Annotated in this window: 10 protein-coding genes; 7 read left to right on the top strand and 3 right to left on the bottom strand. The window is 70.2% G+C overall.

Features of this window, described 5'->3' with window-relative positions; all coding sequences use genetic code 11:
• Nucleotides 1–265: 265 nt before the first annotated feature.
• Nucleotides 266–3,304 (top strand): sensor histidine kinase, encoded by a 3,039-nt coding sequence (locus ACEN96_RS25275; protein WP_495585770.1) that lies wholly within the window; start codon nucleotides 266–268, stop codon nucleotides 3,302–3,304.
• 28 nt (nucleotides 3,305–3,332) lie between these two features.
• Here the strand turns inward: ACEN96_RS25275 and ACEN96_RS25270 are convergent, their stop codons facing one another.
• On the bottom strand, nucleotides 3,333–3,746 hold the full coding sequence (locus tag ACEN96_RS25270; RefSeq protein WP_495585769.1) for a winged helix-turn-helix transcriptional regulator: 414 nt from the start codon (nucleotides 3,744–3,746) through the stop codon (nucleotides 3,333–3,335).
• 130 nt (nucleotides 3,747–3,876) lie between these two features.
• On the opposite strand from ACEN96_RS25270, the gene ACEN96_RS25265 reads away from it, so the two are divergent.
• A complete protein-coding gene (locus tag ACEN96_RS25265) occupies nucleotides 3,877–4,725 on the top strand; it encodes an NAD(P)H-binding protein (protein ID WP_495585768.1) in 849 nt (282 codons plus the stop codon).
• Between the two features lies 1 nt (nucleotide 4,726).
• Here the strand turns inward: ACEN96_RS25265 and ACEN96_RS25260 are convergent, their stop codons facing one another.
• On the bottom strand, nucleotides 4,727–6,154 hold the full coding sequence (locus ACEN96_RS25260; RefSeq protein ID WP_495585767.1) for a glycoside hydrolase family 28 protein: 1,428 nt from the start codon (nucleotides 6,152–6,154) through the stop codon (nucleotides 4,727–4,729).
• Complete coding sequence (locus tag ACEN96_RS25255) at nucleotides 6,115–7,167, bottom strand: glucokinase (protein WP_495585766.1); 1,053 nt, start codon at nucleotides 7,165–7,167, stop codon at nucleotides 6,115–6,117. The genes ACEN96_RS25260 and ACEN96_RS25255 overlap by 40 nt, the downstream gene beginning before the upstream one ends.
• Nucleotides 7,168–7,419: 252 nt before the next feature.
• Between ACEN96_RS25255 and ACEN96_RS25250 the strand changes: the two genes are divergently transcribed.
• From ACEN96_RS25250 to ACEN96_RS25230, 5 genes are read left to right on the top strand one after another with little or no spacing between them, the layout of a single operon-like run.
• Complete coding sequence (locus ACEN96_RS25250) at nucleotides 7,420–8,718, top strand: sugar MFS transporter (RefSeq protein ID WP_495585765.1); 1,299 nt, start codon at nucleotides 7,420–7,422, stop codon at nucleotides 8,716–8,718.
• The gene (locus ACEN96_RS25245; protein WP_495585764.1) at nucleotides 8,715–9,938 is read left to right on the top strand and encodes a LacI family DNA-binding transcriptional regulator; all 1,224 of its coding nucleotides are present in this window, start codon (nucleotides 8,715–8,717) and stop codon (nucleotides 9,936–9,938) included. The genes ACEN96_RS25250 and ACEN96_RS25245 overlap by 4 nt, the downstream gene beginning before the upstream one ends.
• A 9-nt stretch (nucleotides 9,939–9,947) precedes the next feature.
• The gene (locus ACEN96_RS25240; protein WP_495585763.1) at nucleotides 9,948–12,197 is read left to right on the top strand and encodes a glycoside hydrolase family 2 protein; all 2,250 of its coding nucleotides are present in this window, start codon (nucleotides 9,948–9,950) and stop codon (nucleotides 12,195–12,197) included.
• Nucleotides 12,198–12,221: 24 nt separating this feature from the next.
• Nucleotides 12,222–13,937, top strand: a complete 1,716-nt coding sequence (locus ACEN96_RS25235; protein WP_495585762.1) for an alpha-L-fucosidase — start codon at nucleotides 12,222–12,224, stop codon at nucleotides 13,935–13,937.
• A 48-nt stretch (nucleotides 13,938–13,985) separates the two neighbouring features.
• Nucleotides 13,986–15,065 (top strand): glycosyl hydrolase family 18 protein, encoded by a 1,080-nt coding sequence (locus ACEN96_RS25230; RefSeq protein ID WP_495585761.1) that lies wholly within the window; start codon nucleotides 13,986–13,988, stop codon nucleotides 15,063–15,065.
• Nucleotides 15,066–15,068 lie beyond the last annotated feature (3 nt).

Genomic DNA, 15,068 nt, shown 5'->3' with positions numbered 1-15,068 from the left:
CAAGCTTGTCCGGCCGTTTACGCCGGCGTCGCTGGGACTGGGGGCGATCAATGCCGCATCCGCCATAGGTGTTCCTCCTGTGCGCGATTCTGCACAGCCCTGCGCCGCCAAGCGCGTGAGCGGCGAGGCGGAGGAGAGACACTTTGGGGCTGAGGAGGGGGCTTGGAAGCACCTCCAAATTTGATTTCCCAAAACAAGCGCAGAGGCTTTGGTGATTGCGGCGATAAACCCTTCGGTCAACCCGAGTCAAACCAAAACCCAACGAATGTCGCACCGCATTGTCTGGTCGTGCGTGGCGAGTCTGTTCGTGTTGCTCGGCTTGGCCGCTCATCCCGCCCATGCCGAGCATGTCGTCCTCGAGTCCTTCCAGGAAGACCAGGGCCTGACCAGCCTCACGTCGCAGTGCCTCGTGCAAGACCCGCAGGCCAGGCTGTGGATCTGCACCGACAACGGCCTGTTCCGCTTCGACGGATTCCGCGTCCATCCCGAACCACTGCCCAAGGAAGCCGGCGGCTACGTCTACGGCGCGCGCCTCGACGCCCGCGGCCGCCTGTGGGTCCTGGCGGAAGGTGGCGTGTACGTGCGTCAGGATGGGCGCGACGGCCCGGATTGGACGGAAGTGCTCAAGCCCAATGGCAAGCATCTGCACGTGCAATCCGGCCAGCAGCTGGAGCTGGACGGGCAGGGCAGGCTCTACGCCATCGATGAGGACCGGCTTCTCTGGACCGCCGCCGCCGCCGCCGACGGCCCGGCCGGCCCCCGCTTGGTCGTGCAACGGGCGGACGTCCCCGAACTGCAATCCCTCCCCGAGCAGCTGCTCCCGATGCGGCATCGCGGCCAGTCGCTCTGGTTCGGCTGCGGCTCACAACTCTGCGAGCGGCGCGATGGCCGCGTTCAGCCTTGGGGCGCGGCGCAGGGGCTGCCGCAGGACATCTGGGGCCAACTCCTCGTGTCGCGCGATGGCAGCCTCTGGGCTCGCAGCAGCCGGCGCCTGGCCAGGCTGGCGCCGGGCTCGGCCCGCTTCACCGTCGTGGCGGCGCCGCTGCGACGGTCGGTGGCCGGGGACGGCGCCCTCGTCGAGGATGCACGCGGCACCATCCTCACCCTGACGACCCGCGGCATCGCCGCCTGGGATGGCGAGCGCTGGCGCGAGTGGACCCGGGAAGACGGCCTGCCGGAGACAGCGCTGCGCGGGCTGATGTTCGATGCGGAGGGCTCGTTGTGGCTGAGCGCCAACGGGCGCGGCGTCTACCGCTGGGTCGGCTACGGCCGGGTCGAGCACTGGACCGACGCCTCGGGACTGCCCGAACCGGCCGTGCTCGCACTGGCGCGCGACGGCAGCGGCCGGCTCTGGGCGGCCACCGGGAACGGCGTGGCCTGGTTCGATGCTTCGACTCGCAGCTTCCGCAGACCGAAGCTGCCCACGGCGGCGCCTGCCGGACCCGTCCATCGGCTGGCGGTGGACCGGTCCGGGGACCTGTGGTGGGTGGACGCCGGCCAGGTGATCAGCATCAAGGCCGGCGAGCTCCAAGCCCGCGTCGTCGCTCGCGACAAGGGGCTGCAGACGATCTCGCAGGGAGCCGGCCGGATCTATGCATCCGGCGATGTCGGCCTTGAACTGCTCGACATGTCCACGGGGCGCCTGAGCCGCCAGAAGGTCGGCGCCGGGATCTTCGATCCGCGCTACGACACCCGCGTCCTGGCGGACGGCGACCACGATGACTTCGTCATCAGCGGACGCGATCTGTGGATGCGTCAGCGCGTGGGCTGGGCCAATGTGGCGGATTCGCATGGCCATGCCATCGACGCGCTGGAAGCCCTGGTGCTGGACCACACGGTGTGGGCCGGCGGCACGGAGGGCCTGGGCGTCCACGCGCTGTCCGGAGCCACCGCGCGCCAATTGGAGTTCCTGCCCAAATCCACCTTCGGGGACGCCGCCGTCTCCAGCCTTCATGCGGACCGCGACAAGCGGCTGTGGATGGGAACGGACCGCGGCGTCTTCGTCCGCTCCACTGACGGCCAGTGGTCGCGGCTGGATCGGCGCACCGGCCTGATCTGGAACGACGTGACGTCGGCCTTTCTGGCCGATCCCGATGGCAGCGTCTGGATCGGCACCAGCGCCGGCCTGACACGCCTGCTGCCCGGCAAGCCGCCGGCGCCCTTGCCGGCGCTGCGGCTGGAGGAGATGGTCTTCGGCAGCACGAGCACCCGCGCGGCGCCCTCGGAGCCGGTGCCGTGGGAGGAGCGTGTGCTGCGCATCGCGGTGGGGACGGGCGGCTTCTCCCGGGCGCGCTCGCTGCGGATCGAGTACCGCCTTGACGCGGACTCGCATTGGCGGACGTCGCAGAGCCCCGTCATCGACCTGGGCGCGATCGAGGCCGGCGCCCACACGCTGGAGGTTCGTGCCGCCGGGCTGACGAGCGTGGAAGCGCCAGGTCCGGTGTTGCGCCTGGCGTTTGACGTTCGTCCGCCCTGGTGGAACTCGCGCGAAGCACGCGCTGCCGCCGCCGTGGCGCTGATGGCGCTGTGGTGGCTCTCCATCCGATGGTCGCGCCGGCGCGACCGCGCACGGCAACGTCAGCTCGAAGCCGCCGTGGCGGAGCGCACCGCGGCCCTCGCGGACACACAGGCGGCACTGCTCCGTCTGGGCGAGCACAACGCGCATGCGCTGGAGGAGGAGCGCTTGCGCGTCTCCCGTGAATTGCATGACGAGCTGGGCCAGCAACTGGCCGCGCTGAAGATGGAGGTCTCCGTCGCGAAAGGACGGCAGAACTCGAGCAAGCCCGCGCAGCCCCTGGATCCGGACTTCCTGCTCTGCCGCGTCGACCGGCTGATGCGCACGGTTCGCGGACTGGTGTCGCAGCTGCGGCCTCCCGCGCTGGATGGCGGGCTCGAAGCGGCGCTGCAGTGGCTGGTGGCCGAGTTCACCTCGAGCTCGGCATTGCCGTGCAGCCTGCGGGTCGATCCGGACACGCGCGAGATCCCTTTGCAGATGGCCACGATGGTGTTCCGCATCGCTCAGGAGTCGCTCACCAACGTGCGGCGCCATGCCCAGGCCAGCCATGCGGCGCTGAGCTTGACGCGTGAAGGCGGAGGCAACGGCGAAGGCGAAGGCGAGGGCTGGTTGCTGGAGATCAGCGATGACGGCGTCGGCTTCGATCCCCTGGACTCGCGGGTGGGCTTCGGGGTCCTGGGCATGCAGGAGCGGGCCCGGCTGCTCGGCGGCAGCCTTCAGGTGCTGAGCACGCCGGGGGCAGGAACGCGCGTGCTGCTGAGCTTCACGGCGTCGCCGCCAGCGGCCTGAGCAGAAGCGGGCGCGTCGCCGCGGCGATTCAGCCGACCCGCTTGCGCGGCTCCTCGCCATCGAACCTGGCGCGCGCGGCCTCGACCGCGGGACGGTGCTCCTGTGCCCAGATCGCCAGCGTCCTCAGCGGCTTGATGAGGGAACTGCCGAGCTCCGTCAGTTCGTACTCGACCTTGGGCGGGACCGTCGGGAAGACGGTGCGCTTGACCAGCCCATCGCGCTCCAGTCCACGCAGCGTCAAGGTCAGCATGCGGTGCGAGACGCCGCCGATCGTGCGCATCATCGCGTTGAAGCGCATCGGCCCCTTGGACAGGGTGCCGACCGCCATCACGCTCCATTTGTCGCCGACGCGATCGAGGATCTGACCCACCGCGCGGCAGGTCGCATGGTCGGGGTCCACCGGCTCCTCGGCGGGTGGCGGGACTGCTCGAAGCTTGCTCATTTCCGTTTCCTGATCTGCCGGCACGCACACCGATGTTCGTAGCGCACGCCGGCGTGCGTTCTTGCGGACAGGTGCCGCTTCCCGCAAAGTACCACGCACATTTTGTTCGTAACTGCGAAGGGTCTGTGACATGAAGATTGGTATCAGCGGCGCGAGTGGCCAACTGGGACAGGCGGTCCTGAAGGAACTGGCCGAACGGGGCGGCGGCCACGAGATCGTGGGCATCTCGCGCTCGCCCGGCAAGGTCCCAAGCCCGGCGCAAGGCCGGCTGGGCGACTTCGACGCGCCGCAGACGCTGCCAGCCGCCTTCGCGGGCCTTGACCGCCTGCTGCTGATCCCCAGCGCCGACCTCGCGCCCGGCGTCCGCGGCCGGCAGTTGCGGGGCGCCATCGACGCCGCCTTGGCGGCGGGCGTGAAGCATCTCTTCCTGATATCAGCGGCCGGCACGCGCAAGACGGAGGCGCCGGCCCTGACCGAAGCCTTCTGGACCGCCGAGCAGCACCTCATCCGCACCGCGCCGCTGTGGACGATCCTGCGGATGAACTACTTCGCGGAGTCGATGGCGCAGGAGATCCAGATGTCCGCGGCCATGGGCGTCCTGACCGGGCTGGGCGAGGAGCGCGTGGCCTACGTCTCGCGTGACGACCTGGCCGCCGCGACGGCCGGCGCGCTGCTCGGCGACGGGCATGCGGGCGCCATCTACAACGCCACGGGACCGGTCGCCGTCAGCGGGGAGGAGCGGGCGCGGACGGCGTCGCAGGTGCTCGGCAAGCCGCTGGGATACGCCGTCATCGACGAGGCGCAATTGCGCGGCGGGTTGACGCAGGCCGGGCTGCCCGAGATCGTTGTCAACGTCATGGCCGACATCAAGAAGAGCTTCGTGCGGGGCGACTTCGACGTGGTCACAAGCGACATCGAGCGCCTGTCGGGCCGGCCGCCGAAGTCGCTGCGGGAGATCCTGGCGGCTGCGGCGGGCTGATTCAGATTGGCGAGTTCGCCAGCACCGAACTCAACGGCACGAAGGCCTTGCTGCAGTCGACGGCGGCCGCCGTTCCCGGCACGCCCGTCACCGTCACGTCAGCCGGCACCGACGCCGAGATCGCCGATGCGAAGCTCACCGGCCCCGGGCCCAACGTGAAGTGGACATTCGCGGGCAGCGTCGAGGGCCCGCCGTTGTGGCCGGCCTCGAACGTAGGCGGTGTGCCATCGAAGACCACGTTGTCTAGCGTGATCGTCAACGGGTTGTTCTGCCCATTGAGCGCATAGCCCGCGAAGGACATCAACCCGCCGCCGTACTTCGCGCTGCCCAGGGAGCGGACGCCGCTCAGCTTGATGCCATTGAAGTTCGGATATTTGGATCCCGTCGCGCTGCTGTAGAAGGCATCGAACACGAGCGGCCGGCGCAGGTTGCGCAGGCAGATCTGGCTGTAGCTCACGTTGTGGACATTGCCGCCCCGTGACGAGTCCGACTTGACGCGAAGCCCGTTGCCGTTCGGGCTGTCATAGCCGTCGATGGACAGGTCGACCACCGCCAGGTCGCTCAGCCCGGCGTCCGTCTCGCTGCCGATCGACATCCCGTGGCCGTAATAGAAGTGGTTGTGCGCGAAGGTCAGCTGTGTCGACGCCGGACTGCCCCCCGCCTTGACCGCGACGTCGTCATCCCCGGTGCTGATGTACGAGTAGGCGAGCAGGACCCGGTTGGACGTGCCCGGATCGAAGCCGTCGGTGTTCTTCACGGTGTCGGGCGTGAAGCAGGTGGCCGGCGTCCGCACGTCCGGGGTCGTGCCCGCGGCGCAGGCGTAGTTCGGCTTCGTGTAGACCGCGCTGGGCGACAGGATCTTGATGCCCCAGGCGGTGACGCCCGAGACACCGCTGGTCACGACGTGGAAGTTCGGCGAGTTCTGGAGGGTGATGTCGTGGAGCGTGAAGTTGCTCCCCTTGTTCACCTGGATCAGGCGCGGGTTCTGCTGGTTCAAGCCGCTCTTGCTCTGCCAGGCGACGTCCCACCAGCTGCGCTTGCCGGCATTGGGACCGCTGGTCAACAGGCTGCCGCCGCGTCCGTCGATCGCCCCGCCTCCGACGACGCCGCTGTTGACGGTGCCGCTCGCGAGGATGAACGGATTGCAGGCATTCGGATCCGACGAGACGGCCGTGCCGCAACTGCCCGGGCCGTTGTCGAAATCGGCCGGATTGCGCGATGCGAAGAGCGTCACGCTCGTGTCGATCCAGAGCTGCACGCCCGACTTCAGCGTCAGCGGACCGCTCAGGAACCCGGTTTCTCCCGACGCGCCCGCGACCAGCTTGACCGCCTGCCCGGCGGGACACGCCGAGAGGGCTTGCTGGATCCGGTTCGTGTCGGGCTGCGAGCTCAGCCCGTCTTTCGCGCCAGCTCCCGCTCCAGCCAACATGCCGCCCCGAGCACGCCCAGGTCGCCGTGGTCGATCAGGTGGACCGGCACGCGCTCGAGGAACGGCGCCAGCACGCCCTTGTTGAGGAAGCGCTTCTTGAAATCGCTCTGCTGCAGGAAGCTCTCGATCCTGGGCAGGATGCCGCCCGCGAGCAGGATGCCGCCGTGCGCGCCATAGAGCGCCGCCAGGTCCGCCGCGAAGCTGCCCAGCAGCGCGCAGAAGGTGCTCAGCGCCTCGACCGCGGCCTCCGAGCGCTGCTCCAGCGCGGCGCCCGTCACCGCGGCCGGCGTGTCCAGCACCGGTGACTCCCCGCGCAGCGTCGAGATGGCCCGGTACAGCTTGAGCAGCCCCGGTCCGGACAGCGCGTTCTCCACCGGCACATGGTCGCGATCGCCCGCGAGCAGGCGCAGGATGTCGATCTCGCGCGCGGTGCCCGGCGCGAGCGAGACATGCGCCGCTTCGGTCGGCAGCACCTGCGGTCCCGCACTGCCGGGCAGCACCGCGGCGCAGCCCAGGCCGGTGCCTGGCCCCATGACGACGATCGTGCCGGAGGCCAGGCCCTTCGCGCTGCCGTCGCCGGTCATCAGCGGCCGCATGTCCCGCGGCTTCACGTACGGCACCGCGTGCGCCAGCGCCTCGAAGTCGTTGATCACCGTGAGCCGCTCGATCTTCAGCCGCCGCCGCAGCGCGGAGATCGACACCGGCCACGGCAGGTTGCGGTTCACGACCTGGTCCTCCTGCACATAGCCGGCGCAGGCCAGCGCGCAGCCCGCGATCGGCACCTCGGCGCCCCAGGGCGTATCGGCCAGCCGGGCGACGAAGTCCGCCAGCAGCTCCCCCAGCCCCGGCCATTGCGCGCACGCGTAGACCTCGCCGTGCAGCAGCTCCACCGGGCAGTCGCCGGACGCGGCGCGCACGGTGCGGCCCAGCCCGACGCGCGCGTGGGTACCCCCCACGTCCGCCGCGAGAAAGAAGACGCCAGGACCTGGCGCGCCGGATTCAAACGAATGCATGGAAGAGCGCATTCGAAAGAGTTTCAAGCGCAAATGACACTGTTGTCAATCGATGTCTGCATCAGACAGATCGCGCCGTTCAGGCTCGGTGTTTTCCCTCGGCATTCGAGCCTTGAATCACCGTGTGGATCGACTTTCCCCTGTGGTGATCGGATGTTTAGCGCGAGTGCGCAACTGAGACAGTGGCGTGACTCGATTGACAACAGTGTCATCAAGAAAGATAAACAAGTCTGCTCACCTCGGAGGCCCAGAATGCCCATCGCCGGAACCGTCTCCCCATCCGCGAATCGCGCGCCGCTCGGCCCGGTGGCGATCATTGGCCTGTTGTTCTTCATCATGGGCTTCTTCACCTGGATCAACGGACCGTTGATCGCCTTCGTGAAGCTGGCCTTCGATCTGGACGACGTGAACGCCTTCCTCGTGCCGATGGCGTTCTATCTGTCCTACTTCTTCCTGGCCCTGCCGTCGGCGGCGGTGTTCAAGCGCACCGGCATGAAGCGCGGCATGGCGATCGGCCTGCTGGTGATCGCCGCGGGGGCGATGGTCTTCGGCCAGTTCGTGTCGATGCGCCTGTATCCCGGCGCGCTGACCGGCCTGTTCGTGATCGGCGCCGGCCTGTCGCTGCTGCAGACCGCGGCCAATCCCTACATCAGCATCGTCGGCCCGATCCAGAGCGCCGCCCAGCGCATCGCCTGGATGGGCATCTGCAACAAGGTGGCCGGCATCCTGGCCCCGCTGCTGCTGGGCGCGGTGGTGCTGTCCGACGTCGGCGGCCTGGCGGAGAGTCTGAAGACGGCCGACGCCACCACGCGCGACATCCTGCTGAACGCCTTCGCCCAGAAGATCCACACGCCCTACATGATCATGGCCGGCGTGCTGGCCGTCCTGGCCGTGGGCATCCTGCGCTCGCCGCTGCCGGACATCCGCGCGGCCGAGGCCAACCGCGGCGAGGCCACCGCCGCCGCCGGCGCCAGGCGCGGCGTGTTCGCCTTCCCGCACCTGTGGCTGGGCGTGCTCTGCCTGTTCGTCTACGTCGGCGCGGAAGTGATGGCCGGCGACGCGATCGGCACCTACGGCGCGGGCTTCAACCTGCCGGCCGACCAGACCAAGTTCTTCACCTCGTTCACGCTGGTGGCGATGCTGCTGGGCTACGTGGCCGGCCTGGTGCTGATCCCGAAGTACATCTCGCAGCAGCGCTACCTGGCGGTGTCCGCCTCGCTGGGCGTCGTGCTGTCGCTGTGCGCCTGGGCCACGCAAGGCTATGTCTCGGTGGGCTTCGTGGCCGCGCTGGGATTCGCCAACGCCATGATGTGGCCGGCCATCTTCCCGCTCGCGATCCGCTCGCTGGGCGAGGCCACCGAGCGCGGCGCGGCGCTGCTGATCATGGGCATCGCCGGCGGCGCGATCATTCCGCAGGCCTTCGCGGTGCTCAAGCAACATCACGACTTCCAGCTGGTGTTCCTGGGCCTGATGGCGCCCTGCTATCTGTACATCCTCTTCTACGGCCTGGCCGGTTATCGCGTCGGCCTGCGCGAAGGGGAGGCCGAATGAAGCCAGCACCCAAGACCAAGACCGCCGCGCCCCCGCCGGCCAAGACCGCCAGAGCCGCCAAGGTCACCAAGGCCGCCCGGCCCCGCAAGACCGCCACGACCGCCGAGATCGCCGAGATCGCCGAGGCCGTTGAACCCGCGCCCGCGCGCATCGATGCCGCCGGGGAGCCCCGGGCCGTCGCGCCCGCGCGCGCCTCGATCCGCGACGTGGCCGAGGCCGCGGGCGTGTCGCTCAAGACCGTGTCGCGCGTGATCAACGAGGACGCGGCCGTGCGTCCCGAGATGCGCGAGCGCGTGCGTCAGGCCATCGCGGCGCTGAACTACCAGTCCGATCCGCTGGCGCGCAGCCTGCGCGGCACGCATTCCTTCGCCCTGGGCCTGGTCTACAGCAACCCCAACGCGCACTACCTGGTCAGCCTGCAGAACGGCGTGCTGTCCGCGTGCCGCGAGCAGGGCTACGGCCTGCAGATCCATCCCTGCGGCACGCCGGCCCTGGGCTCCATCGAGGAACTGCTCGCCCTGGTGCGGCGCTCGCGCCTGGCGGGCCTGGTGCTGGCGCCGCCGATGTCGGAGCAGCGCGATCTGGTCCAGGCGCTGGCGGCGCACGGCGTGGCGGTGATCCGCATCGTCTCGGCCGGCGACGACCCGCGCGACATGCAGGACTGCGTGCGCGTGGACGACCGGCGCGCCGCCCATGCCGTCACCGAGCACCTGATCCAGCTGGGCCACAGCCGCATCAGCTTCCTCTGGGGCGAGGGCTATTACGAGTCCAGCGTCCAGCGCTACGCCGGCTACATGGACGCGATGCGCGACTACGGCGTGGAAGTCGATCCGCAGCTGGTGCTGGAAGGCGAGTTCAACTTCAACTCCGGCTTCCGCCGCGCCCGCAAGCTGCTGGCGATGAGCGCGCCGCCCACGGCCGTGTTCGGCAGCAATGACGAGATCGCGGCCGGCGTGCTGGCCGCGGCCCGCTCGGTCGGCTTCGACGTGCCCAGCGACCTGGCCATCGCCGGCTTCGAGGACAGCCCCTTCTCGCAGCTCACCTGGCCGCCGCTGACCACCGCGCGGCAGGACACGGTCGAGATCGGCCGCCGCGCCGCGCTGCGCCTGATCGAGCGCGTGCGCCACGCCCAGTCCGGCCGACCGCTGGACCTGGGCGCCGAGCAGTTCACGCCCGAGCTCGTGGTGCGGGGCTCCGCCGCGCCCCCGCGCCGCCGCTGAGACCGTCTCATGCGACGCCTCCCCCTCCTGCGCGCGACGTCAGCCCGGCCGGCCCTGCTGGCGAGCCTCGTGCTGGCGCTGGCTGGCCTGCCGGCGCTGGCCGGCGCGGCCACGCGCATCGACGTCAACGACGGCTGGCAGTTCCGCACCGATCCAAAGGACGAGGGCGTGGCCGCCGGCTGGACCGGCGCCGTGCCGGCCCACACGCGCAGCGTGGCCGTGCCGCACACCTGGAATGCCGACACCGAGGCGGACACCGACTTCGAGGGCACCGGCTGGTACTTCCGGCGGCTGGACCTGACGCTGCCGCTGGCGCAGGACGCGCATGTCGAGCTGAACTTCGGCGCCGCGTTCTATCGCAGCCGCGTCTGGCTCAACGGCGTGGAGGTCGGCCAGCACGAGGGCGGCCACACGGCCCATGCCTTCGACATCACCGGGCTGCTGCGGCGCGGTCAGCCGAATCTGCTGGTGGTCGCCGTGGACAACCGGCCGTCCGCGAGCAGCATTCCCGGCCACGCGATGCGCCTGGCGGGCAGCGGCAGCGTCTGGTACGACTGGTGGCATTTCGGCGGCCTGGTGCGCGAGGTGTGGCTGAGCGTCGGCGATGGCGCGCTGGTGCGCCGCCAGACGCTGCGCGCCACGCTGAGCGGCGCCCTGGCCGGCCGCGGCATCGGCGAGGCACCGGCGCAAGTCGATGCCCGCGTCGAGCTGGAGAACGCCAGCGCCCGCGCGCGCCGCCTGCAGGTGGTCACCACCGCCTTCGCGCCGGACGGCGCCACGGCCGCCGCCGCGCGCCAGCCGCTGCAACTGCCGGCCGGGAGCAAGGGCAGCGCGGACCTGCGCCTGTCCATCGCCCGGCCACGGCTGTGGAACATCGGCGATGGCCAGCTCTACCGCGTGGTCACCGAGCTGCAGGACGAGCAAGGCCAGGTGCTGGACACGCGCACCGACACGCTGGGCCTGCGCCGCATCGAGCTGCGCGACCGCAAGCTCTGGGTCAATGACCGGCCGGTGCGGCTGACCGGTCTGACGCGCCACGAGGACACGCCGTGGGAAGGCCTGGCGGAGACCCGCGGCAGCATCCTGCATGACTGGGACGACCTGCGCGCGCTGCACACGACGCTGACGCGGCCGGTGCACTATCCGCAGCCGCCCGCGGTGCTCGACTACGCCGACCGCCACGGCATCCTGCTGGTGCCGGAGATCCCGGTGTGGCAGTTCAGCGAGGCCCAGCTGAAGGACCCGCGCGTGCAGGCGCTGGCCGAGCGGATGCTGGGCGAGATGATCGCCGTGGACGGCAACCACGCCAGCATCTTCGCGTGGAGCGTCTGCAACGAAAGCGACACGCGCCTGCCCGGCGGGCTGGACTACGTGCGGCGCATGAAGGCGGCGGTGCGCCGGCTCGATCCGACGCGCTTCTTCACCTTCGCGGACTCGGACGTGAGCATCGCGCCCTGGCGCGACAACGCCGCGCTGCACGAGGCCGACTTCCTCATGGCCAACGCCTACTTCGGCAGCTGGAGCGGCGCCGCCGAGCAGGTCGAGCCCTGGCTGGACTTCATCCAGAAGACCTACCCGGACAAGGCGCTGGTCATCTCCGAGTACGGCTTCGTCGGCCCCTTTGCGCCGAACGCCGCCGAGGCCGATCGCCAGCGCATCGCCAACCTGCGCCAGCAGCTCGATGCCTTCGCCCGGCGCGACTTCGTCGCGGGCGCGATCTTCTGGATCTACCAGGACTACAAGTCGCATCGCAACCTGGCCGCCGGCGAGACCGCCGGCTACGTGGACCACGGCGTGGTCGACGAGTATCGCCAGCGCAAGCCCTCGTATGCCGCCTACCAGCAGCGCAACGCGCCGCTGACGGCCCGCATGGGCTGGGCCTGGGAAGGCGAGGGGCTGTCGGGATTCCAGGCCGTGCTGCAGGCCAATGGCGCGGCGCAGTTGCCGTCCTATCCGCTGCTGGACTACCGGGTCGAGTGGCGCATGACGGACCGCGACGGCCGGCTGATCGGGCAGGGCGCCCAGGGCCTGCCGGACCTGGCCGCGCCGTTCACGCTGCAAGGCCGGTGGCCCGCCGAGAAGGGCCTGGTGGCCGCGACGCTGCGCCTGCGCGTGATCGCGCCCGATGGCGCGCTCGCGCTCGAGAGCCGGCTGGACCAGGCCGCGCTGCGCCTGGGCGCCGCGCCCTTCCCCGGTGAGGCAAGACCCGCCCCCGCTCCCGCCCTCGCCCCTGATGTCGCCGCGTCGGCGGTCCGCTGAACTCCCACAGGAAGTCCTCCCCGTATGTCCGCCTCCCGCTACCGCCGCCTGAGCGCCGTGACCATCGCGAGCGCCCTGACCACGCTCGGCGCCACGATGGCCGCCTTCGGACCGGCGTCCGTGCACGCGCAGACGGCCACGGCCACGGCCACGCCGGCCGCTCCGGCCGCCGACCCGACCGCGCCCACCGCGGCCACGCGCTCGCCGGCCGAGATCGACGCCATCTGGCGCCAGTCGGTCAGCAAGTTCGACGGCGAACGCGCCCGCGTGCTGCGTCAGGTGCAGGCCGGCGTCGCGGCCGGGCCCTTCCGCGCGGACTGGACCTCGCTGCAGGGCTACAAGACGCCGCAGTGGTACGCGGACGCGAAGTTCGGCATCTTCGTGCACTGGGGCGTGTTCTCGCTGCCGGCCTTCGGCAACGAGTGGTACTCGCGGGAGATGTACCAGGAGGGCAGCAAGCCCCATGAGCATCACCTGGCGACCTACGGCTCGCCGGCCGTCTTCGGCTACAAGGACCTGATCGCGCGCTTCAAGGCCGAGCGCTTCGACCCCAAGGGCTGGGCGCGGCTGTTCGCGCAGGCCGGCGCACGCTACGTGGTGCCGGTGGCGGAGCACCATGACGGCTTCGCGATGTACCGCTCGCGCCTGAGCGACTGGACGGCCGCCACCATGGGCCCCCGGCGCGACGTGCTGGGCGAGCTGGCCCAGGCCATCCGCGCCGAGGGCATGCGCTTCGGCACCTCGTCGCACCGCGCCGAGCACGACTGGTTCTTCGACGGCGGCCGCCGCATCGCCTCCGACGTCAACGACCCGCGCTACGCCGCGCTCTACGGCCCGGCGCAGCTGCGCGAGCTGCACGGCAAGGACGACGGCGACCTGCCGCACGACTGGACCTACGTGTCCCAGGCCTGGCTGGACGACTGGCTCGCCCGCACCGCCGAGCTGGTCGACACGTACAAGCCGGACCTGATGTATTTCGACTGGTGGATCGGCCACGCCAGCATGCGCGCGCACACCATGCCCAGCTTCGCCGCGTACTACTACAACCAGGGCGCGCGCCGCGGCGAGGCCACCGTCATCGACTTCAAGCTCGACGCCTTCCCGCAGGGCGCGGGCACCTACGACGTCGAACGCGGCCAGATGGTCGGCATCCAGCCGCAGACCTGGCAGACCGACACCTCCATCAGCAACGCCTCCTGGGGCTACATCGACGGCGACACCTACAAGCCGGCCGGCCAGCTGCTGCATCAGCTGATCGACGTGGTGTCCAAGAACGGCAACCTGCTGCTCAACATCGGCCCGCGCGGCGACGGCAGCATCCCCGAGCCGGCGCGCGACATCCTGCTGGAGATGGGCGACTGGCTCAAGCTCAACGGCGAGGCCATCTACGGCAGCCGGCCCTGGACGCGCTTCGGCGAAGGCCCGACGGAAGTGGTCGGCGGCACCTTCCAGGACCGCAACGCCAAGCCCTACACGCCCGAGGACTTCCGCTTCACCACGCAAGGCCCGGTGCTCTACGCCATCGGCCTGGGCTGGCCGGCCGCGCGCGCCGACGGACGGCAGGAGCTGCTGATCCGATCGCTGGCGCCCAGCGCGCTGGCGGCGCCGGTCAAGCGCGTCACGCTGCTCGCCAACCGCAGCGACATCCCCTTCACGCAAGACGCCGCGGGCCTGCACCTGCGCGTGCCCAAGGACCCCGTGGGCCGCCATGCCTACGTCTTCAAGATCGAGTCGCGCTGAGCAGCGCCTGACCGCGACACCTCCGGACACCCAACCACCGATCCCCCCATGTCTGAATCCCCCTTCCTCCGGTGCCTGCGGCTGTGCGCCGCCCCCTTGCTGCTGCTCCTGGCGGGGCTCGCGCAGCAGGCCCTGGCCGCGCCGCGCGCGCTCTTCTACATGATGGAGACGCAGAAGTCGGTCAACGCCTTCGTCGCCCATGCCGACAAGGTCGACCTGCTGGTGCCCACCTGGTACGGCGTCGACGCGGCCGGCCTGGTCAACGGCGCGCCCAATCCCTTCGTGCTGTCGCTGGCCAAGGGCAAGGGCGTGCCGGTGATGCCCATCCTGTCGATGACGACCAACCGCGAGGGCTTCCACAAGCTGCTGCACGACGAGCAGGCGCAGGCCCGCATGAACGCGTCGCTGCTGCGCGCGGCCAAGGAGCACGGCTTCATCGGCTTCCAGTACGACTTCGAGAACATCGCCTGGACCGATCGCGACGCCTTCACGCGCATGGCCAAGGGCACCGCCGATGCGCTGCACAAGGCGGGCCTGCAGTTGAGCGTCGCCGTCGTGCCCAACGCGCCCGGCGCGTCGGGCCGCGGTCCCTTCTCCAAATGGATGTGGGAGTTCTGGCGCGGCGCCTACGACCTGGAGGCGCTGGGCAAGGTCACCGACCTGGTGTCGCTGATGACCTATGACCAGCACACCCGCTGGACCGCGCCCGGCCCGGTGGATGGCTATCCCTGGATGAAGGAGCACCTGGACTACGCGCTCAAGGTCGTGCCCAAGCACAAGCTCTCGCTGGGCATCGCGCTGTACGGCTACCGCTGGTCGACCGGCAACCCGGTGCGCGAGGACGGCAAGGAGGCGCCGAACATCGTCGGCGACTACATCGATGCCGACGAGTCCATCCCGCTGGCCGCCACCTACGGCGCCACCATCCGCTGGGACGAGGTCGATCGCACCTCCTACTACTGGTTCGAGCGCGACCAGATGCGCGAATGGGTGTTCATGCCCGACGCGCGCGGCTTCCGCGAGCGCTACGCGCTGGTCAAGGCCGCGGGCATCGACGGCTTCAGCGCCTGGGTGATCGGCGCGGAAGACCCGGCCGTCTGGGACGAACTGCCGCTGTCGCGGCGCTGAGGA

The organism is Roseateles sp. Mitsp63, from assembly GCF_059491535.1.
The sequence above is the reverse complement of the archived record's forward strand: the minus strand, read 5'-3'. Positions and strand labels throughout refer to the sequence as shown.

Excerpts from the sequence above, each read along its gene's own strand:
- ACEN96_RS25250 (WP_495585765.1), top strand. The coding sequence starts at position 7,420 with ATGCCCATCGCCGGAACCGTCTCCCCATCCGCGAATCGCGCGCCGCTC.
- ACEN96_RS25260 (WP_495585767.1), bottom strand. The coding sequence starts at position 6,154 with ATGTTGGCTGGAGCGGGAGCTGGCGCGAAAGACGGGCTGAGCTCGCAG.
- ACEN96_RS25275 (WP_495585770.1), top strand. The coding sequence starts at position 266 with ATGTCGCACCGCATTGTCTGGTCGTGCGTGGCGAGTCTGTTCGTGTTG.
- ACEN96_RS25235 (WP_495585762.1), top strand. The coding sequence starts at position 12,222 with ATGTCCGCCTCCCGCTACCGCCGCCTGAGCGCCGTGACCATCGCGAGC.
- ACEN96_RS25240 (WP_495585763.1), top strand. The coding sequence starts at position 9,948 with ATGCGACGCCTCCCCCTCCTGCGCGCGACGTCAGCCCGGCCGGCCCTG.
- ACEN96_RS25255 (WP_495585766.1), bottom strand. The coding sequence starts at position 7,167 with ATGCATTCGTTTGAATCCGGCGCGCCAGGTCCTGGCGTCTTCTTTCTC.
- ACEN96_RS25265 (WP_495585768.1), top strand. The coding sequence starts at position 3,877 with ATGAAGATTGGTATCAGCGGCGCGAGTGGCCAACTGGGACAGGCGGTC.
- ACEN96_RS25230 (WP_495585761.1), top strand. The coding sequence starts at position 13,986 with ATGTCTGAATCCCCCTTCCTCCGGTGCCTGCGGCTGTGCGCCGCCCCC.
- ACEN96_RS25270 (WP_495585769.1), bottom strand. The coding sequence starts at position 3,746 with ATGAGCAAGCTTCGAGCAGTCCCGCCACCCGCCGAGGAGCCGGTGGAC.
- ACEN96_RS25245 (WP_495585764.1), top strand. The coding sequence starts at position 8,715 with ATGAAGCCAGCACCCAAGACCAAGACCGCCGCGCCCCCGCCGGCCAAG.